This window comes from Saccharopolyspora sp. NPDC002376 (genome assembly GCF_053593195.1).
In genome coordinates this window covers 38,120-60,860 of record NZ_JBSFBZ010000034.1, presented here as the reverse complement: position 1 = coordinate 60,860, position 22,741 = coordinate 38,120, and the positions used below count along the sequence as shown (strand labels likewise).

The 22,741-nt window shown below is 71.8% G+C and carries 1 protein-coding gene; it reads right to left on the bottom strand.

Annotation, left to right across the window (positions count from 1 at the left end; all coding sequences use genetic code 11):
* Window positions 1-22,677 (bottom strand): hypothetical protein, encoded by a 22,677-nt coding sequence (locus ACWCO2_RS22255; protein WP_450129673.1) that lies wholly within the window; start codon window positions 22,675-22,677, stop codon window positions 1-3.
* Window positions 22,678-22,741 lie beyond the last annotated feature (64 nt).

Sequence of the window (22,741 nt, the reverse complement as noted above, 5' to 3'; positions counted from 1 at the left end):
TCAGGCCTCTTCGATCTGGTCGTCGCTGATGGCCACGCCCTGCCTGCGGAAATTCTCAACGGTCTGCCAGGTGTGCCTCTCCTGGGGCCGGTAGTGGCCGCTGCTGTCCACGATCGACACGATCCGTCCCCTGTCGACCTTGATGAAACCCGCGCCGGAAGCGGGCCCGGCCGCGAGGAAGCTGGAGTGGTGGAACTGCCCCACCACCTTCCGCCCGGCGTAGATCCGGCCGGAGGCGTCCGCGACGAAGATCCGCTCCCCGTAGTCCGGGTCCCACTCGGAACCCCTGCTGATCGTGTGGAAGAGCTCGCCCCTGCTGTCGTAGAGGAGGCCGTCGGGGCCGATCGTGATCCGGTAGGCCTCGCGCTCCGCTTCGTTCAGGTACCGCACGAACGTGCCCAGGTGCGCGTACAGGCGATTTCCAGGCCGGTTCTCGCCCCAGTACCGCTCCGCCACCTCCAGCAGGTGCAACCGCGGTGGGGTCTCCAGCCGCGACATCACCTCGTCCGCCACCCACCGGTCCACCTCCTCCTGGATTCGGTCGTGGTCCGACGGGTTGCGCAGCAACTCCAACGCCACCCCGCGGGCCCGTTGCTCGTACTCGGCACTCCGCAGGATTCGCTCCTTTGCCCAGGCCAACCTGTACCGGGTGGCATTGCGCACGGCGAGTCGCGCGCCGTCGGAGTTCTGATCCGCTGGATGGGTGAGTTCGGCGAGAGCTCGGGCCGTCAGGACTGCCGAGTTCTGCGCCTCTGACCGTTCCCAGGCGATGTGGTGCACCTCGTCGCACTGCCACCGCGCTTCCCGCACGTCGTTGATGAGCTCCCGCGCCCAATCCCTGCCGATGCCGTACTTCCTGGCCAGTTCGGTGGAAGTGAGCGGGAAGCCGAAGTCCTCGGTTTCGAGCACGTCCTCCTGCGCGGCTAAGCCGATCACCTCAACGGCCCGTTCGCGGCTGATCCCGGAGAGCCGGGCCAGTTGGTCGGGGCTGTACGGCATGCCCGAGTTCGCGGCGCTGCGAACGTCGTCCCGCAAGTCGTCCAGGGCGACATCACCAGGCACCTCGGCACTGTCCCGGCGCTGCAACCGCAGGGCCAGTCGACCGAACATGTCGTCCAGGTCGTCGGCCGGTGCCCCGACCAGGAGGTCCGGGTCCAGGTCCGCGCCGGGCAACGGTGCCGCACCGCGCAGCGGCAGGAAACCCACCACCTCGTCCGGCCGCGGCGCCACCAGCACGCCGCGGTGCGGGTCCGGATATCTGACCGCACCGTCCTCGCCGGTCTCCGCGAGCACGCCGTGCACCATGCCGTTGGGACCGCGGAGGAACACCGCGCCCCGCGCGCCCGCCTGCTGGCCACCCATGTGCGCCTCGACCTGATCGCCGGAGGCCGCGACCGCCCGCGCCCCGAGGCGTTCCCGCAACGCCGACACCGTCATCGGACCGCCCGCGTCGGCCGCCACGGTGACACCCCCGGTGAGAGTGCGCTCCGCCGCGATCAACGCCAACCCGCAGTTCTCCGCGTGCCCCGGCACACCCCGCGCGTACTTCTCCGCGTTCACGCCCCACAACCGCGGATAGTGCGCCCGGAAGGTTTCGGGGGCGGACGAGGCGCCGCCGAAAACGCGCGTCGGCTCCAACTGCTCGTCCCAGTCGTCATCGGACTCCGCGCCGGTCTCGGAGTCCGAGACGACGTCCAGGTGGTCGGCGATCTCCGCACCCCACTGCGGGCCGTCGTCCGCGTCCTCGTCGGACGAGTCGAAATCCAGGTCGTCGTCGGGGTCCGTGAAGGACTCCAGGTCGGAATCCGCCGGCACGTGACGGGCGTAGTTGACGTGGCGCTCGGCCTCCTCGCGGCTGATGCCGTACCGCTCGACGAGTTCGTCGGCGATGTGCGGTTCCCAGGAGTTGCGGGCCTCCCGCGCGTGGGCGAGAGCGGCAGCGGACTTCTCGTGCGCGGCCGCTCCGGTGCTCATGCCGTACCGCTCGGCGAGTTGCTCGTCGGTGTAGGGCTTGCCGAGCCCCGCCGCCTCGCGCAGGTCGGCGCGCACATCCGCGCGCGCAACGGCTTCGATCACGCTGGCCGCGAACGACGTGGTCACGCGGTACTTCCGGGCCAGGGCTCCCCAGGTGTAGTGGTCACCGCGCCGCGCCGCCTCGCGCACATCGGCCTGCGCGGCGTCGATGATCGCGGCAACGATCTCGGCGTCTTCGTCGCGGAAGTACCTCTCTCCGACGTCGTCAGCGGTGTAGGGCTCGCGGCGGTCCGCCGCCGCGCGCGCATCGGCGCTCGCGGCACCGCGCCTGAGGCGCTGGGCCCGGTCGAGGGTGAAACCGAACTTCTCGACCAGGGCCGCGGCGTCGTCCGGCAACCGGGCTTCCGCAGCATCGGCCAGGTATTCGAGCGCGGCGGCCTCGGTCTGCTCGACGGCCCGCATCCGCGTCACGCCGTACTTCGCCGCCAACGCCTCCGGGGTGTGGGGCGCACGGCGGTCCGCCGCCCCGCGCACATCGGCCCGCATGACGGCATCGATGTGACCGTCCACGACCTCGGGGCTGGTTCCGTACCGGTGCGCGAGAGCCGCCACGTCGAGTTCGTCGCGGTCGCGGGTATCGGCGAGCACGGCCGCGACGATCGCCTCTTCGGCCGCTCCGCGGCTGATGTCGTACTTCCGCGCGAGTTCATCGGGGGTCCGCGGCTCGTCGCGGTTCGCCGCCGCGCGCGCATCGGCGCGCACAACCTCGGCGATCTGGTCGGCTGCCCACCGGTCGACGAGGTGGTACCTCCCGCCCAGTTCCGCTGCGGTGTAAGGCTCCCCGTGATCGGCTGCCGCGCGCACATCCGCCCGGGCGGTGAAGTTGATCAGGTCGAGCGCGCGCTGGTTGCCGATGCGGTACCTCCGGGCCACCGTGCGCAGGTGCGCGGCCGTGCAGTGCCTGCCCCCCGGCACTCCCTGGCGGCGCAGGTGGTTGACGAAGGCGGTTTCGATCCGGCCGGTGGCCCACTGCGGCGTCCTGCCGTACCGCGCGGCGAGAGCACCGGCGGTGAGCGGGCGACGGGCCAGCATCGCCTCCGTGACCTCGCCCGTCGCGGCGGTGTCGATCAGGATCTCGGCCTCCGCCGCGCTGATCCCGCTCGCTTCGGCGAAGTCCTCGGCGGTGTGCCGCCGGTCCACGTGCCCACCGCTCAAGTTGGCGACCACGTTGCTCGACACCAGGAAAACGGCCCGCTCGCGGCTGAGTCCGGATTCCACCAGGGCATCGACCCGGAGGAGATCACCCGGTGCGATGTTCTCGAACGGGCCCGACTCGCCGGTCCCCCTTCCCAGACCGTCCGCCAGGAGGATCCAGTCGCTGGCGGCGCGCACGGTGGCCACGCGAGCTGCGTCGATCTGGGCTTGGGCTTCCTCGGTGCTGAGGCCGTACCTGTCGGCGAGTTCCGCAGCAGTGGGGGTCGCGCCGCGGCCGTGCGCCTCCTGCGCATCCGCGAACGCCGCTGCGGGGCCGGTCCGGTGTTCGACCGCCTCGCGGCTGATGCCGTACCGGTCGGCCAGGTCGTCGCTGGTGAACAGGCCGCTGTCCGCGTCGGAGCGCACCAGCGCACCGATCCGGTCGAACGCCCACCGCCGGTCCTTGCCGTACCTCCCGGCCAGCTCGTCCGGGGTGCGCGGGCCGGGCACCGCGCGTGCGTAGACGGCCGCGGCGGAGCGGATCTCCTGCTCGGCCTCCACGAAGCTCAACCGGAAGTTCAAGGCGAGCCTGTTGGCGGTGTACGGGTTGCCGCCGCTGGCGAAGCCGTTCACCCCGGCACGCGCGGCGGCGCGGATCTCCTCCCGGGCCGATTCGACGCCGATCCGGTACTTCTCCGCCAGCTCTCCGGCCGCGTACGGTTGCCCGAACGCACTGGAGTGGTACGCATCGGTCTTCGCCGCGTTGGCGATCACGTCGGCCGCCTTCGCGACGCTGATCCCGTACGCGTCGGCCAGCGCCTCCGCCGACCAGGGCCTCTCGAAGTCGGCGTCGTCGCGGACCTTTTCCGCGGCGTTCAGCCTCGCGGCGTGCTCGACGGCGACCGCGTTCACGATCTGGCGATGCGCCCACCGGGCGTTCATGCCGTACTTCCCGGCCAGCGCCACGGCGTCGTACCACTCGCCGCGCCCCGCGGCCTCGATCACATCGGCGTGCGCGGCGGCGTCGATCTGGTCGAACGCCCACTCGCGGCTCTTGCCGAACTCCTCGACCAGGGTCTCCGCAGTCCGCGGCTGCCCGTCGGCCGCTGCCGCGCGCACCGCCGCCCGCGCGCGCGACTCCTCCGCCCCCGCAAGGACGGGAGCGGCGTACTTCGTGGGCCCGAACGCGGCCGAGGTCTGCGAATCGTTCAGCGGCCCCGACCAGAAGGGCTCGCTGTTGATCAGCGCGTGAGCCCACTGGCGGCTCCTGCCGTACCTGGCGGCCAGGTCATCGGCGGTGATGGAACCGCCGCCCTCCACGACCTGCCGGACGTCCGCGACCGCGGCGGCGTCGACCAGGCTCACCGCGCGGTCCCGTTCGACCCGATGCTTCCCGGCGAGCTCGTCCGCCGTGAGCGCCCGACCGGCCTTCGCCGCCTCACGCGCGTCCAGGAACGCCGCCGCGGAGATGCAGGCCGAGACGTCCCAACCGCGATAACCGAACTTGGCGATCAGATCCTTGCGGCTGTAAGGCTTTCCGGCGTCCGCGGCCGCGCGGATTTCGGAGACCGCCGCGGCCTCGACCAGACCGGTGGCCTGCGTGCGGCCGACACCGAGCGACTCGGCCAGTGCGGCGATGGCACCGGGTGCACCGGGTTGCGGCTCGGCCGCGCGCAACCGCGCACCTACGGCGCGGACGAGCATATCCCGCGCCCACGCGCGATTCCTGCCGTACTTCTCGGCCAATTTCGAAATCCGTTGCGATCTAACGGGATTCGACGAGTCGAGCACGTCTGCCAGTGCGTCGGAGTCGATCTGGTCGAACCGGGCGACTCGCGCCAGAGCATCGTCGGCGCTGCGAATCGTCCGGCCGCCTCGCTCAGCACTGCCCTGGACGTGCCGGTTCCGGTCGCCGCGCACTCGCCGGGCCAGCCGGTCGAACAGGCCGCTGCTCCCAGCCGGCGCCCCCACCAGGAGCTTCCGGTCCACGGGCGCACCCGCCAGCGGCGCCGCACCGGTGCGCAGGAGCGGGACGTACCCGACGACGTTGCCCCGGTCGGCGTTGGCCATCGTCCCGCGATGCTGATCCGCGAACCGGACGACGCCGTCCTCGCCCCGCTCGACCAGCACGGCGTGCACCATGCCCCGCCCGGGGCCCCGCAGGAGCACGGCTCCGAACGCTCCCTCGGGCTGCGCCCGCGTGTGCGCCAGGACCTGCTCGTACGACGCCTCCACCGCAGGAGCCCCGAGGTTGTCCGCCAGGAACCCGACGGTGCTCGGGCCGCCCTCGTCGGCGACGACCGTCACGCCCCCGGCGAGGGTCCGCTCGGCCGCGATCAACGCCAGCCCGCAGTTCCTGGCCCGTCCCGCCTCGCCCCGCGCGTAGCCGTCCTCGTTCACCCCGCGCAGTGCCGGGAAGCGGTGCCGGTAGTACGCGGCGGCGTCGACCTCGCTGGGGAAGCTATCGGCGGTGACCACCGAACCAGCGGGCATCGACGGCCACGCCCCGGCGGCCGGCAGGTCGGCGTCGGTGTAGGCGGGCGGCGCGGTCTGGTCGGGGCTGCCGGGCGGTGAGCTGTACGCGGGCGGCCCCGCGTAGCGCGGGAGCGGGACCCGGGTGTCCAGCGCCAGCTCCCGGAGCTGCTGCACCTCCTCCTCGGAGTACCGGGTGTAGCCGTAGACGCCCGCGGTGCCGTCCGGCCGGTAGGTGAGCCAGCCGCCGTTGTAGCTGACCGCGATGGTGGACTGGCCGGGGTGCGGCGACCTGTCCGGCGGCATGGCCCACGTCGTGCCGCCGCCGACGTGGAAGGTCGCGGGATCGCCGTGCCGGTGGGCCTCCTCGGCGAACCGCGCCACCGCGTTCGGCCCGGTGGCGTCGGCGAGGAAGACGATCTCGGCATCGGGGTTGTAGGCGCGGAGGGCCCGGTATTCGGGGGTCTCGCGGAGGATCTGGTGGAAGGTGCGGCTGGACACGCCGATGTCGGCATGTCCCTCCCCGCTCCCCACCCGGAGCCGGAACCGGTCCTGGTCGGTGCCGATGGCGAACCAGATCGGATCACCGCGCCACGGCGCCCGGACGTCGCCGCTGGTGTGGGTGTTGCGGTCCCGCATGGGGTGGAGCAGCGGGTCCGGGACGGGCTCGTGGGGCAGCGTGCGCATCACCCGGTCCACCCGCGCCATGCCCAGCGCCCAGCGGCTCAGCGCCTCGTGCGAGGTGGGCTGGGTGCCGAAGCTGAGGATCTGCGCCTGCCGTTGCGCGTTCACCGCGAGCAGGCGGAAGACGTCCTCCGCGCGGAATTCGAGCGGCTGACCGCTGGCCAGGTCGTACCCGCGGTGGAGCGCTCCCTCCGCGCTGCCCGTCTCGGGGTAGAGGTGCGCGAGCGGCGATCCCGGCGGGGGTCCCGACTGCTCCGCGCTGTCCAGCGCTCGTTCTACCGCGCGGATCCGCGCGACTTCCTCCGCCGTGTACTGGGTTTGCTCGTGCACGACCCGCTGGCCCCCGGGGTGGTGGCTCTCCCAGCCGTGGTTGCCGCCGACGACGATCGCCGATCGGACGCCCGGTTGCGGGGGGACGATCGCGTAGGGACCTCGGGGGGAGAAGACGACTGCGTCACCGCCGTCCTCGTGACCGGTGCGGGCGAAGAGGCCGGGCCCCGGAGCGTTCTCGTCGCTGTTGTGGACCAGGACGATCTCGCGGGCCGGGCGACCCGCGAACCAGCCCCGGTCCTCGGCGATGCGCCACAGCTCGTCGCCGGTGACGTAGACGGTTTCGGACTGGTCGCCGCGGCGCAGCGGCACGGCGAAGACCTCGCCGTCCGACCCGACGAAGAACCAGGCCGGACGGTTCCAGGGCGCGTCGACGTAGCTGCCGGGGCGCAGCATCGCCGAGTTCGCGCGCACCGCGTTCTCTCCCGGGAGGGTGCGCAGGACGTCGTTCATGCGCACGAACCCGGCGGCCCACTCGCGCACGGCGTCCGAGACCTGCGGCATGAGGTTGACGACGGCCGACTCGCCCGCGGCGTTGGGCACCACCTCGAAATCGACGTCGCGGGTGTTGAAGATCGCGGGCGTGCCCCGCCCGTCGAAGCCGAACCGGATCGCCGGATCGGGAGTGCGGTCGCCCGTCGCGGGCTCGGTTCGCGAACCGGGGTTGGCGTTGGCGGGTGCCGCGTCGTCCCTGATCGCGCCGTTGACGGTGCCGACCGTCAGGCCGTCGAAGCGGCCGACCATGGTGCCGCGGACGATGGCGTCGCGGACCGAGATCTCGCCCTGCACGGCCCTGGTGCCCCGCGAGAGGGTCGTGACCGTGCCGTCGATCGAGCCGACGAAGCTGCCGACGAAGGTGCCGTTGACGACAGCGTCGACGACGCCTGCGAAGGGTTCGCCGAAGGTCCGGTCCGTGACCTGCTGGACCGGCGCTCCGCGATCCGGCGAGTCCGCGTGCGGGCGCCGCAACAACAGACCGTCATCCGCCACCGTCCTGCGCCCGGAGTCCGGCAAGCCCGCATCCCGGCGCTGCAACGACGGCCGCGCACCACCAGCCACCCGACGCGAACCGCGCCGATCACCACCACCGGATTCCCCCGCCGGAGCCCCGGAATCCGGCAGACCCGCATCCCGGCGCTGCAACGACGGCCGCACACCACCAGCCACCCGACGCGGATTGCGCTCACCGCCGCTACCGGAGTCCTGGGCAGGCATTCCGACCAGGAGGTCCGGGGCCAAGTCCGCACCGGGCAACGGCTCCGCGCCGTGCAGCGGCAGGAAACCGACCACGTTGTCCGGCCCGGCATCGGACATCACACCCCGCTGCGGGTCCGGATATCTGACGATCCCGTCCTCGCCGGTCTCCGCGAGCACGCCGTGCACCATGCCGTCGGGGCCGCGGAGGAACACCGCTCCCCGACCGCCCGGCTGCCCGCTCATGTGCGCGTCCACCTGGTCGAACGTCGCCTCGACGGCGCGCTGCCCGAAGTGCTCCCGCAACGACCCGACGGTCACCGGACCACCCGCGTCGGCCGCCACCGCGACACCGCCGGTCAGGGACCGCTCCGCCGCGATCAGCGCCAGGCCGCAGTTCTCCGTGTGCCCCGGCAGGCCTCGCGCGTAGTTCTCCGCGTTCACGCCCCGCAACTGCGGGTAGCGCGCCCCGAACTCCGCCCTGCCGGAGTCCTCGGCGGTGTCCGGCCGGTCGGGTGTTTCCAGCCAGATCTCCACCTCGGTCGGGCCGCCGGAGCGCACGAAGTGCGGCGCCACGTCGAGGCCGAGATCGCTTCGGCCCAGCCGTTCGGCGCGCGGCGTCGCCGACTGCGCCAGCCTGACCAGGCGATCCAATTCCTTCGCGGCGGAGGAGAAATCGTCGGCCGCCCGGGAGGAATCGACGTCACCGTGCACCCGGTAGCGCAAGGTCGGTCGCGCACCGGAGGCGCGGGCGTCCAGCACCTCCCGCGCGAGCTTGTACAGCTGGTTGCGCTCCCCCACCGGAAGCCGGTCGGCGTTGGCGGGCACGACCACGCGCGCGTCGGGTTCGACGCCGCGCAGGCCGGGGTCCTGCCGGGCGTGCGCCAGTTCCTGGTCGTAAACCCGCTTCGCCCGCCAGAAGGCCGCCGCCGCGCGCTGCTCGGCTTCGGTGGCGTCCCGGAAGGCGAGTTCCGCCGCCACGTCGGCACCCAGGTCACCGTCCTGGTCGCCCGGCCCGAACGGGTCGGCGGCGCGCCGCCGACCGCGTGCCGCCGTCCACTCCGCGTCCCGCGCGGCGAGTTCCTGGGTCGCTTCGACCAGCGGCGCGGGCAGCCGATCGGTCCGGTCCGAGCGGCGGACCTGGTAGCCCTGCTCGAAGTCGACGTCCACCACGGCGGTGCGCCGCGTGCTGATGGTCGAGGTCGGCTCGGCGACGAACCGGAATCCGGCGCCGTGCAACCACGAGCTGGTGATCCCGTCCTCGGCGGGCCGCGCACCGGACGCGGGCAGCTCGCCGCCACCGGATTCGTCGTCGTCCTGGTGCTCGTGCTCGGATCCTCGCGCACCGAGCGGTTCCATCGGCAGCGACCAGTCGCCCATCGAGCCGAACGGCTGGCGGTCGGGGTAGCTGGCCGAGTCCGGGTGCTGGGGCACGCCCGCCGCGACGAAGGGGAGCGCGACCACCGCGTTCGCGCTCTCCGAACCGACCTCGGCCTCGGACGTGCTGGACGAGGTCCTGGCGCCGCCCAGCTTGATCCGGCCGCTGGCGCCCCTCAGCTCGCCGTGCCCGGGGAGTTTGGGGTGCACGCCCAGTTTCAGCCCGAGCCCCGGCGGCAGCTCCAGCGGCACCGCCTCGGTGCCGTGCGTGCCCTTGATCGCGCTCACCCGACCCGGGGTGAGTTCGGCGCGCAGCATCCGGCGGGTGTGCGAGTCCACTTCGCCGCCCGCCACCTCGATGGCCCGCTCCGCCGCGCGGACCAGGTCGGCGACCTCGCCCTTGAAGTCCACCACCCGGAACTTCGCCGGGTCGTCCGGCAGGACCTCCGGGGTACCGGCAGCGCGCCACTCCGCCAGGTTCCGCTCGGTCGCGTCCTCGGCGGACCGCACGACGATGTCACCTCGGCGGGATTTCGCCCCCGCGTCGGGAATCGCGGTGTCCTCGACCGGGGTGTGCGCGGTGACGGTGCGGGTGTCCGGTGCCGCCGCGATGCGCTCGCCGTGCCGCTCGATGCGCACGTCGAACAGCACCTCCGCGCGGTGCTCGGCCAGCGCGCCCGCCACCGTCTCGGTGTGCACGTGCTCGGTCGCCCGGTCGCTCTTGGTCTGCCGGGTCTGCTTGAGCCATTCGAAGACGTGCCCGAGCCCGAGGCCGGAGTTGCCGTAGGCGGCGCCGTGCTCACCCGGCTTCGACCCGGATTCGGCCACGGCGGAGTCGTTCTGGAACATCCCGGCCGGGACGACGACGGTGAACATCTCGGCGAGCACCCTGGTGAACTTGTGGCTGGAGCTCGTCTTGAACGTCGCCTTGCTGGCCCTCGCCAGCTCGCCGTGCTTGATCCCGACCGGCTCCGGCGTGCCGCGCAGCTGGGCGTCGACGCGCAGTTCGTAGGTCTCGCCACCGAGCCTGCCGTGCAGCCGCAGCGGGGTGCCGGTACCGCCATTGGCCAGGTCTCCCAGGGATGCCTGGAACTGCGACAGGTAGCGCTCGGCCTCGCGGGGGTTGTCGTGTTCGCCGTCCAGCGACGAGGACGGCAGCAGCGCGTCGGCCTGCTCCTGGCCGAGGCGCCGCACCAGTTGTTCGCGCAGCGGCTCGATGGCGTTGGTGAGGTCGATCGGCTCGGTCACGCCGTCAGCCCACTCCGGGGAGCCGATGTGATGTCCTTCCGGCACCGGGCTGAGCGCGTCCGGATCGGTGGGCGGCTCCGGTGCCGGTGCCGGTTCCGGTTCGGGGGTCTCGGCGGCGCGCCGCGCGTCCTCCTCGGCCTGCCTGATCCGGATCTCGTGCAGCTGCTCGTCGTCCACCCAGACCCGCGCGGCGCCCGGCAGCTCGAAGCGCTCGGCGGCCCGGCCGACCGGCTTCGACCGGAACAGGCGCCAGCGGTCCAGGTTGCCCCGGCTGGCCGTCTCGACGGCCATCGTGGCCTCCACCGTGGCGGAGATCAGGTGCATCCGCCGGGGTTCCCCGGACACCGAGCGCTGGTGGGAGACGGCGGTGCTGTGGCCCTCCTGGTGGCCGAAGCTGCTCACCCACAGGCTCAGGTCGTGCAGGAGCAGGCCCATGCCGTGGGCGACGGTGCCGGGGGTGTGGTTGGAGGTCTCGCTCGTCGGGATGAAGGCGGGTTCGATCGCGTTGCCCGCGGTCCAGGTGCCGCCAAGCTCGCTGCTGGTGGTGCTGCCGCCCCGCACCGACCGCTCCGCGGGCTGCCACGCGGTGTCCAGGACCTCCGGATCGCGGAGCCGCAAGGACACCGCGGCCTTGGCCTCCGCGTCGGCCCGCCTGCGCTTCAGGCGGAACCCGTCCAACCGGATCTTGCGGTTGAAGGCCCGCCGGTCACCGCGCAGCGCCTCCAGCGAGATCGCCTGGTCGATCAGACCGGAGTTGTCGCTGTCGGCGAAGAAGGCCTCGTCGGAGGCGGCCCTGCCCACCAGCTCCCGCAGCTTGTCGCGCACGTGCCCCAGGCCGTCGATGCGCACGATCGGCAGGCCGTCGAGCTTGCGGGACGCGCCGCGGCGCAGCTCCTCGCTCCGGTTGATCGAGACGTCGTCGAGCCGCGTGCCGTTGACCGGTGCCACGTCGGGGCGCTGGTTCCCGTGCGAGGCCGGGAGTTCGAGGATCACGTCGAGGGTGACGCTGCCCGGTTCGCGCCCCTGCTCGGCGGCCTCGGGGTCCACGATCGTCAGCGGCGACCGCTCCCGGGCGTCCTTGCCGGGCGAGCCGACCGTGATGCCGCGAACCAGGTCGTTGTGCGGGGACCAGTAGCTCCCGGACGCGGTGAGCTTGACCCGCGCGCGGTACCGCCGCATCGGTTCGGGCCGCACGTCGCCGGACTCGTCGAAGTCCCTGCCGCGAACGCCTCCGCTGAAGAGTTCGGTCTCCTGCGCCGTTCCGGAGGTCTTCGACCGGTCGTAGTAGACCCTGTGGTGGCTGGTCAGCATCCCGGTGCCCGCCAGCGACACGTACGCGCGGGCGATGAGGCCACCGGCCAGCGTCCAGTTCCGGGCCTTGGTGTGGCCGCCGCTCTCGGTCTCCGAGAACTTCTCGGCCGTGACGGTTCCGTCGGCCGGGCCGAGGTCCTCCAGGTCGCCTTCCAGGCTCGCGGCCACCTGGACCGAGGCCTGGTAGTCGTGGCCCCAGCCGGGTTCCGGTTCGAGGTCCAGCACCAGCGGCCGCCGGTCGACGAGCATGTCCGGTGCGCGACGGGCCAGCTGCTCGGCGGAGATCCCGTCGCGGATCGCCTCGCCCCTGGCCAGCTTCCGCTCCTTCTTCGCCGAGATCCCACCGGCCAGGGCGGGGTCGTCGAACCCGGTGACGAACCCGGTGTCCCGCCACTTCCACCGGTGGTGTCCGGGCAGCTCCGCCGTGGAGTCCCGCAGGATCTTGCTCAGCAGCTCGCTGGCGCCGTCGAGCTGCAGCGCCGCGCGGGCCGCGGTGTCGGCCACCTCCTGGCGTCCGGGCGTCCCGTCCGCCGCGGCGGCGCTGATACCGGCGCGTTCGGCGTCGGCCTGCTTCGCCCAGTGGTAGCCGCCCACGGCTCCGGCGAAGGTGACCGGATCACGCCCGGGCTTGCGGAACTGCCAGTCGTAGCGCGTGTAGTAGCGCGTCAGCGGGCCGGTGTAGGAGCGGGTGGTCTCGGTGCCCGCCTCGCGGCTGTGGTCCTGCGCGTGGCCGCTGCCGTGCCCACCGCTGGCGAACGCGCCGCCGCCGACCGACGCCATGCCCACGTCGAAGCCGGGACCGCCCGCGGCCGAGACGCTCACGTCGTGGCGCACCTCGTTGGAGCCTTCGGTGGTGGCCTTGGTCGAGGTGGTCTCCTCGAACTGCGCGCCGTCGATGTCCTGGTCGAAGTAGACGCGCCGGGCGATGACGCGCATCTGCACCTGCTGGCCCTTGGTGCTCAGCAGCCGCTTGAGCGGATTTCCCCTCGGCAGCAACGAACCTGAGGACACCCAGCCGTGCCCCCCCGCGGCCTGCTCCGGGGTCGCCGCCATCTCCGCCAGCCGCTGCTTGACGTTGCCGGAGCTGACGAACGCCCGGAGGGTTCGCTGGGCGCTCTTGCTCAGCGGTCCGACGTAGGAGTGGACCTGCTCGAACACGCCGCCGCGATGCGGCAGCGGTTTGCCCCGGTACTGGCCGCGCGCGTTGCCGTGGACGACGACGTCCTCCAGCGCGGAAGCGGGCAGCGACGCGGGCACCGGGACCTCGCGCCCGTCACCGTCGAGCCCGATGGGCACGCTCAGCTCGACCGACACCAGGGTTTCGCCGCCCACGGACCGGCCGACCATGATCCTGGGCAGGGTCGGCGTCCCGTCCCGATCGAGCCTGCTGAGGGTGAACGTGGCCGGGGCGCGCACCGACCGCATCCCCCGGAAGCCGGTTTCGCTCGTGGTCTTCGCCGGGAGCGCGACGCTGGTCCGCACGCTCTGCGAGTTCTGCTGCGAGTTGCTGCGAACGGTGGCCGGGGCGGTCGGCGCGTTGGCGGAGCCGGTCACGAACAGGCCCGGGACCATCGGGAGGAAGAAGAGCCACCGCGACATCGGGGTGCGCGTGTAGGTGGTGGCGGCGGTGGAGGTCCGGGTCCGCTCGCTCTCCGCGGAGCGCGTCCCGGCCTCGGCGCTGGTCGGCTCGGCGGCCGACAGGTCCACATCGGCGCTGATCAGGATGCGTTCGCCGCCCAGGTTCACCTCCCGGCCGTCCATGAACGACTCGAAGTCGTTGCGCACGGCCGCCCAGAGGTCCGCGAGCTCCTTTGTGGACGGTTCGCGGCTGGCCAAGCTCTTGGCGGCGGCGACGACCCGGTCGGCGCCTTCGGTGCGGGTGAGCTGCTTGCCCGCACCGAGCCCCCGCCGCCGCGGCAGGCGCAGCCACCCGCGGCGGCGTGCCGGGGGTTCGGTGTGGCCCGCGACGACGGGGGCGTCGCGCGGCGGAGCGGTTTCGCCCTCGTCACGGCCCCGAGCGGTCTCCCCTTCGCCGTCGTGGTGCTCCGCGCCGCCGCGGTCGTGTTCGCCGATCGGTTCGTCCGTCGGCGCTTCGGCCGGGGTGGGATCGGTGCCGGTGCGGCCGGGCAGCTCCAGCGAGTCGACGCCGCGCTGCCTGGCGGTGTCGAAGAGCTCCCGCAGCATCGGGCCCGCCACGTCGTCGTCCGGGCGCGGGCCGTCGTCGCCGGTCAGCAGCCGGATCACGTCCTGGCGGTCGGCGTGCCCGGCGAACGGGCCACCGCCCGCCAACCGGTCCAGTTCGCGCGCCACCGCCAGGTCCTGCTCGTCCAGGTGCCTGCTGGCGTCCAGGCCGTACAGCTCGCGCACCCGGTTCCGCTCGGCGGTGTCGGCGTGACCGGGCTCCCCGATCTCCTCGCCCAGCTCGACGGTCAGGTCCGGGTGGGCCGACCGCAGGTCGGCGACCAGCTGCTCGGCCTCGGCGCGGGTGAGGCCGGGCTGGTCGTCGTCCTTCGCCCCGACGCGGCCCCAGTTGACCACCGCCTTGTCCGCGAGGGACAGGTCCAGCGGGCCGTGGATCTGCGCTTCCAGGAAGTCGTGCGTGCTCGGGCCCGGAGCGTCCTTCAGCCCGGGGTCGTAGCGGTAGTCGGTGGCCTCGGCCACGAGGTGCCGGACCAGCCTCTCGTCGCCGTAGGCCAGCAGCGGGTACAGGTGGTCCTTGTCGGTGTAGCTGACCGCGTTCGTGTCCGGGTTCACGTCCACCGAGTCGCCCGGTGTGAACGTGCTGCGGGCGCGGACCTCGTCGTTCCAGTGCAGCACCACGGTGCCGTACTGCACGGCGGAGCCTTCGGTTCGGCTCGGCGGGATCACCGCGCTGTAGCGCGGCATCTCGGCCGGGTCCGCGACCGTCGTGCCGTCGCCGCGCTGGAAGGCGGAGGAGTAGCCGAACAGCCATTCCGCCTTGGCGCGCTGGCTGACGTCGGTGGAACCCTGCGAAACCCCCGTCTCCCACAGGTTCCGGATCGGCTGCCCTTCGGAGAGCAACCGCATCAGCGGGGCCTGCCCGCCCCTGCCGTCGGGCACCCTCCGGTTCGGGAACAGGTTCGTCACGATGGGCCAGGACTTGAGCTTCTCGTGCGCGGCAGCGGCGATCTCGGCGCGCTCGGCCTTGCTGGTCCCGCCGTAGCCGTCGCTGAGCCTGCGGATGCGGGCGATGGCCCTGGCACGATCGCGCTCGTGGAACTGCGCGCCGCGCAGCTCCGCGGCCATCAGCGCCCACGACTGCGCCGGGGTCAGCTGGTCCCAGCCCGGCCGGTAGTTCGGCGATCCGGGGTCCCGCGCCTCGGCGAGCCGCACCACATCCGCTCCGTCGGGCACCATCCAGCGGCTCTCGTTCACCGGGTCCTCGACGTCGTCCAGGTCCCGGCTGTGCATGCTCAGCGGGAGCGTGCGCCCATCGTCGAGGACCTCGATCTTCCGGCCGCCCAGCGGCGGTTCGGCCCGATCGCTCTCCGCACCGGGGGTCGTCGCGTCCTCCCCGGCGATGTCCACCGGGGAGTGCACCGGCGCCAGGACCTCGCCCGAGGCCACCGGCGAGAACCACACCTCCAACGGATCACCCAACGCCGCCAACGACCACGACTGCCCGTCGAAATACACGACCTGATCGCCGCGCTTGTGCACCGTGAAGAAATGACCCCTGCCGTCACCGAAGTCCGCGTACACCAGCCCGACCGGGCCGTCCTCCTCGCGTGCGGCCCGATCCGTCACATCGTCGTAACCCCGGCCCTGACGCGCCATCGGCGGCAAACCCGACTCCGGCACCCGATCCCGATGCACCACACCACTCGGACCCGCCTCGAACTCCCGAGCCCGCTCAGGGTGCGCGTCGGCGTTCAACGTTTGAATCGACGCCGCGAGGCAATTCGTCCGATGCCCCGGGACGTTCGCGGCGAAGCTGTCCCCGTTCACCCCGCGCACGTGCGCGAAGTTCTCCCGCACGAACGCAGGCTCCCCGGCCGGATCGTCCGCGAAGGACTCCGCCGACACCGGCGAAACCTCGCGCTCCGCAGCCACTGCGTCGTCGAAGAGCTTGCGCAGCGCGTCGAACTTCTCCTCGGACGCGCCGGAGGTCTGTTCCGAGACGTACGCGTAGCGGCGACCGCCGTCCGCGGGCACCAGACCGTCGTCGTCGGTGGCAAGGCCTTTGAGCTGGAGGTAGCCCGCATCGACCTGGCCGGTGGTGTCGTTGACGAACCGCGCGAACCTGGTGTAGGAGGAGAAGTCCGCCTGGTAGTACTGGTGGAACTCGTGGAAGAGGTTCCGCACGTCCACCGCGGTGGGGGCGGTGCCGTCCGGGCGCTTGGCGCGGTGGGCCAGGTCGCGGACGAAGTCGTACACCCCCTGCGCGTCGACCCCCATGTCGCGCATGTAGAACCCGAACGGGTCGGAGTCCACCACGGCCCTGGCCAGCTCGAACTCCCGCCGGTTGTTCCACAGGCCCTCGTGCCGGTTCAGCTGGCTGACGGCACCGCGATGCTCGGGCTCGCGGTCGTGCTGGTGCTGGGCGTCGCCGAACTGCTCCTTGGAGTTCACCTTCTCCATGTCGTGGAACAGGATCGCCTTCGCCAGGGCGTCCCGGGAGACGAACCGGCCGGAGTCGTCGTCGTAGCTGGTGAGCTGGAGGTACTGGTTGAGCACCATCTGCGCGTGCTCGCCGAAGGTGTTGGGCCGGTCCTTGCCGCTCGGCCGGTAGGGGCTGCCGTCCCGGCGCGCCACCAGCTCGTCGAACTTCCGCCGGATCTGGTCGTGGTAGTCGGTGACGTCCCGGTCCAGTTCGGACACCAGCTGGTCGAGGATCGTCTTCGCCGAGCGGCCGTCCGGATCGGCGAGCTGCTCGGCGATCGTGCCGCTGAGGGCCTCGCCGATCCGCCGGTGGCCGGCGAACACACCGGGCGCGTGCCGCTGGGTGTAGCCGACCGCGTTCTCGGCGCGCCAGCGCCCGAACTCGTTCGCGAACGGCTCGCCCCGCACACCGCTTCGATCCTCGTTCAGCGCGGACTCGCGGGTGTTGAAGTCGACCTCGATCCGCCTCTCATCGGTGGCGATGGACGCACCGATCTCCGCCTGGGTAGCGATCTCGGGAACCTTGGCCATGAAGGCATTGACCTCGTCCCGGGTGACGGTGGTGAACGTCGACCGCTCCAGGGTCCGCGGGTCGTTCAGCACCTTCGCCACCAGGCCGCCGATCCGCTCCCGTTCGCCCCTGTCGATCATCTTCAGCACGGGGTCGCCATCGATGGCGTCCACGATCTTGACGGCGATGTCCCGGGCGGAACCGGCGAAGAACGACTTGAGATCCGCCGCGGACAACCCCACCAGGTCCACGTCGGTGATCTTGGCGAGCGCGCGCGGCCCGACCTCCTCGGTCAGCCTCCTGCTGATCGCCTCCCGCCCGAGACGGGGCGAGGACTCGCGCAGGAAACGCTTGAAGGCGTCGTCGGACTTGATGTCGTCCACGACGGCCGACGCCAACCGGGCACCTCGCTGCCCGGACAGGTAACCCGCCTTGGCCGGTTCCTTCGCGTGGATCTCGGCACCCAGTTCCCCGCCGAGATCGCGCAGCGCTTCCTCCACCTTGGGCCTGACCCAGTCGTCCCGCAGTCCGGCGCGGAACCGGTCCAGCTCAGCCTCGTCGGCCGTGTTGCCCAAGACCTTCCTGGCGAACTGGTCCACGGTCTTGTCGACCGCTCGGTTCGCCGCGATTTCCGCCACCGCGGCGACGAAGTCCGGATCGGCGACGGCCAGCCGAACCTGGTCGAGCGAGGGCCGCACGTTGTTCTGGAACCCGAACCTGCTCTTGTGCGCGCGCTGGTTGCTGACGTCGTTGAAGGCGGAGCTGATCGCCCTTCCCAACCCCGAGTCCTCGATGCGGATCGCATCTGGCGCCACGTCCATCCGGACCCTGGCCGGCCCCTTGTCATCGGCGGCCGCGAGCGCATTCGTGATCGCGTCCGCGACCTGCCGGACGTTCCGGCTGCCAGGACCGTAGGTGTTGATGAACGCGTTCAGCTCCGCCGTGCGCTCAGCGGGCGATTTCCGCTCCGGACCGCCCTTGGAACCGGGAGCCGAATCTCCTGGCGGGTGGAAGTGCGCCTCCGCCGAGTTGTTCCAGGTGTGGAAGTGCTGGCCCAGCTTCCAGGCGAGTTCCCGCAGCTCCTCGGCGCTGTTGCGGAACTTGTTCTGCCACCTCCCGTTCTTCTCCTCCCACTTGAACCACGGATCGTTGTCGCGGCCGAGCGCGGTGGAGTCGAAGTCGGGGCGCAGGCCGAGGCGGACGTACAGATCGGCGATGTCCTCCTGCCGACCGGCGACCTCGCGCATCCGGTAGTCGTGTCCGCCAGGCACGTACGTGACGAGCGAACCCTTGAGTGCGTGCTGTTGGAGCTGTTCGAAGTCCTTGCCGCGCAAGCCGAACTGGTTGACGTCGCCGCGCTGGTCGGTGTTGAGGGACAGCTCGTTGTCCTTGGCCACCGATTCGGGGACGGATCGCGTGCTGATCTCGGTGAACTTGTCCAGCGGAACCAGGTACGACCTCAGCACCGGCTGCATGCCCGGTTCGCGGTTGATGTCGTGCTCGTACTTGGCCATCCACTGGATCGCCCGCAACGGCCGACCGCCACCCGCCCAGAAGACGCTCTTCTCAGCGCCGGTGAACGGCTCGACCCTGCCGTCCGGGTGCTGGTGCACGTCCTTGAAGCCGGAGCCGGTGGTGACCGGGTTCAGGACGGCGGTGTACAGGCGCACGTAGTGCTCGCCCTTGATCGTCTCGACCTCGAACTCGCCGCGGTGGATGACGTGCCGCTTCCGGTCGCCCGACCGGATCACCGTGGAACCCGGGTAGCTCACCCCCGGACGGCCGATGTGCACCGTCCCGCGGGTGCCCAGGTAGGTGTCCGCCCCCTGGATCGCGGACCTGGCGATGTGGACCGGAAGACCGGTTTCCGGGCCGTGGCTGTCCCACGTTCCGTCGGGGTTGAGCACGTGGACCCGGATGTCGGCGGCGTGCGCGAGAGCGGCGAAGTCGGTGTTGTCGCGGTTGCGCGCGGCGAAGTCGTTGATCTTGCCCGTGATCCGGGCGTGCTCCCCGGGCGCGTTGTCCGGCACGCTCCGGGCGACGGCTTCGCGGAAGTTGTCGTGGACCGCGTCGCCACCCGGGAAGACCGCCTCCACGCCGTGCCGGTCGAGGATTCTCCGCTGCTCGGGGGTGATGTGCTGCTCGGGCACGGCGGTGTCGGGCCGAGTGCGGCCGTTGACCGGCGCCGACGCCCGCGCGGGCGTGTTGTCCCGATCCTCGGCCGATGTCTTCGGCGGCTCGGCGAAGAGAGCTTTCTGCGGGCTACCGCCGAAACCGCTCGGTGCGACGGTCCGGTTCAGCGCCGGTGAACGCTCCTGCCGGGTCTCCGAACGGCTTTGGACGTCCTTCTCCGCCTCCGGTTCGCCACCGCGCTTCGGCATCGCCGCCTCGCCAGGCCTGGTCGTCCCCGTTTCGCTTCCGGAGGAAACCGGGGGCGGTGCGCCGCGCTGCGGCGGAGGTTGGCCTTCCGCGGGCGCATCGTCCGCCCTCGCCCCATCGGACAGCTGAGGCGAGGGACGTTCCTGCGCTGCCGGGGATTGCTCGCGGATTCCCCCATCCAGCGCGGCATCCACCTCGGTCCGCCCAGCGGTCACGCCGCTGGGGTGTTGCTGGGCGGAGTCGTCGGTGTCGCCCCGCGTTCCCGGCCCCGCGGCGAACCGCGGGCCGTCGACCACCGTCGAAGGCCGGTCGGCCTGGCTCGACGGCGTCGTTGCCCGATCGCTCTGACCGCCGACCACGGGCCGATCGGACCTGTCCCGGGGCGCGTCCTGAGCCGAAGGGCTCGACGTGCTGGGAGAGTTCGAGGGCGCTTGGTTGTTGCTGGGCGGCCCGGACGACGGGGACGCCGCGCTCGGCGTTGCCGTCGGCTGCCCCGGACCGGTCTGCTGACCGGGCGGACGGATCTGAGCCGACCCGTTGCCGTCCCGCTCCTGCTGGTCCGCTCGCGGCTCGCCCTGCTCGCGCAACACCGGGTCCTGTTCGGTGCTGCGCTGACCGGGGTCCTGCTGACCGGACCCCGGCTGTTCCACCGGAACCTGCTCCGCCGGACGCTGCTCCGACGACTGCTGAACCCGATGCTCGACCGGTGGCGGCTGCTCCGGCGACTGCTCAACCCGACGCTCGACAGACGGCGACAGCTCCGGCGACTGCTGACCCGGATTCTGCTGGCCGGGGATGTTCCGGTCGGGCGACTGCTGACCCGGGCTTTGCTGGTCCGGCGACTGACGGTCCTGAGTCTGCCGGTCCGGTGCCTGCTGGCCCTGCTGGTCGGCAGGTGACTGCTGACCAGCGGGCTGTTCGACGGGCGGGTGCCGGAACGGCGACTGCTCCGGCGACTGCTCAGCCCGACGCTCGACAGACGACTGCTCCGGCGACTGCTGACCCGAGTTCTGCTGCCCAGGGGTGTTCCGGTCCGGCGCCTGCTGGCCCGGCTGGTCGGCAGGTGATTGCTGACCAGCAGGCTGCTGGACAGGTGGCTGCTGACCAGCAGGCTGCTCGGCAGGAGGCTGGTGGACAGCAGGCTGCTCGACGGGCGTGTGCCGGAACGGCGGCTGTTCGGTGGACGGCTGCTGGACCTGGTGATCCTGACCGTTGACCGCCGGGCCCGCGTCCTGCGGCGGGTTGCCGATCGGCGGCGTCGGAACCGTCTCGAATCCCGGCAAGCCCTTGGGCGAGCCGATGCCCTGCGGCGCACCGGAAGCCGGTGGCTGCGCGCCCGGTTGTTCCACCGGCCCAGGCCCGGTGTTGGCGCCCACCGGTGGCGGAGTGCTCCCACCGGCGTTCGTCGGCGGGGCGACCGGGGACGGGGTCGCCGCAGGCGGCGAGCCAACAGGTGGCCCAACCGCAGGCGCAACGGCCGGAGGCGGAGTCGCCGCGGACGGCGAACCACCAGGCTGCTCCGCAGCCGGCGGCTGGTGCGCGCCCGAGGAGTTCGCGTTCCGCCACTCCGCATTCGGCGGCGCCTCACCGGGCGGCGAGTACGGCGGCGGCGCATCGTCGTAGACCTGATCGGACGGCGAACCACCAGGCTGTTCCGCAGCTGGCGGCTGGTGCGCGCCCGAGGAGTTCGCGTTCCGCCACTCCGCATTCGGCGATGCCTCACCGGACGGCGAATACGGCGGCGGGGCATCGTCGTGGACCTGACCGGTCGAGGGGGCACCGGGCACTCCCGAGCCCGGCCCAGCAACTGGCTTCCCCGAATCCGGCGCAACGCCAGGGACTTTCGAATCCGGACCGACACCATCGGGACTCTTCGAACCCGGTACGCGACCGGGCTGCTCCACAGCCGAAGGCTGGTACGCGAACGAAGGCCTCCCGCTCCCCGGCTCCGCATTCGATGGGGCCTCACCAGGCGGCGAGTACGGCGGCGGCGGGTCATCGTGAACCCGACCATCCGAGGAACCACCAGACGCCTTCGCATCCGGGTCCACCGACAGCGCCTTCGAATCCGGCCCGGCACCAGGCACTTTCGCATCCGGGCCACCGCCGGAGCCCGTCGAACCCGGCGCCCCACCGGGCTGCTCCGCAGCCGAAGGCCTCCCGCTCCCGGACTCCGCGCTCGACGGCCCCTCACCAGGCGGCGAGTACGGCGGCGGGTCATCGTGAACCCGACCATCCGAGGAATCACCAGACGCCTTCGCATCCGGCCCTTCGGCCAGCACCTTCGCATCCGGACCGCCGGGTGCCTTCGCATCCGGACCACCGGGAACCTTCGCATCCGGACCACCGGGAACCTTCGCATCCGAACCGCCGTTGGCGTCCTTCGAATCCGCACCGCCACCGGGAGCATTGGCGCCGTTCAGGAGACCGTCAGCGGTCGAGAGGTCCGGGGGCGGAGCGGACTGGTTCGCGCCCCCGGTCGGCGGGTTCTGCCCGTTGTACTTGTTCATCGACGTGTTGTAGGCGCTCTGCTCCCACGCGCCCATCACGAAGCTGGAGATGTAGGTCCCGAACGCGTCGAACTCGCCACCCACCAGCGGGATGACGATCCCCTCGGCTGGCAGCTCCGCGGCGGCGTCGAGGTTGCCCGCGCCGAACGGGGTGCGCACGAAGTCCCTGGTGTGCTTGTTCAGGTTCGCCAGGCTGTGCAGCACGGAACCGTTGACCTCGGCGAAGGCGCCGACCGCACCCGCGACGAGGATGTCCTTGACGTCCCAGCCGTCCTTGCGGTTGCCGTTCAGCGTCGTGATCGCCTGCGGCAGGAAGGACTGGAAGCTCTCCTCGACGAACCCCTCGACACCGCTCCACGCCAGCCGCACCTGTCCGGAGATCGTCTTGGCCTGCTGCTTGGCCACGTTGGCGATCTGGGTGACGAACTGTCGCCCGGCCATGATCCACTCGGGGACGGCCGCCCAGCCCGGCGGCCCCATCTGGTAGAGCATGTAGATCGTGGCCGCGAAGAACGCCAGGCCGATGAGGATGTCGTACTCGGCCTCCTCGCCGTTCAACCCGAAGCTGTCCACCATGTCGGCCGCGTACCGCAGGGCCGCGGCCTGCGCCTCGACCGGCGAGGTCACCCCCCGGACGTGGTCGCTGAACGCGTCCGCCGTCCCGCCCTGGATGTTGCCCCACACGGCTGCCGACAGCGCGTCCACGCCGCTCGTGACGCTCTCGTAGGTGCTGGCCTCGTCGCGCATCTCGTGCCCGAGCGCGTACATGTCGTTCGAGATGACCAGCGGCGGCTTCTCCCCGGCCAGCACGTACATCGAATAGTAGATAGGCGCCCAGAAACCGTCCTTGGGGATCTGGATCTCACCCATTGCTCACCACCATTCGATCCGCTCTTCTCCACCCCCACAGCGAGGGGGAAGACCTCACCGCGAC

What these genes read in the sequence shown, in the direction of transcription:
- ACWCO2_RS22255 (WP_450129673.1), bottom strand. Translation starts at nt 22,677, where the DNA reads ATGGGTGAGATCCAGATCCCCAAGGACGGTTTCTGGGCGCCTATCTAC.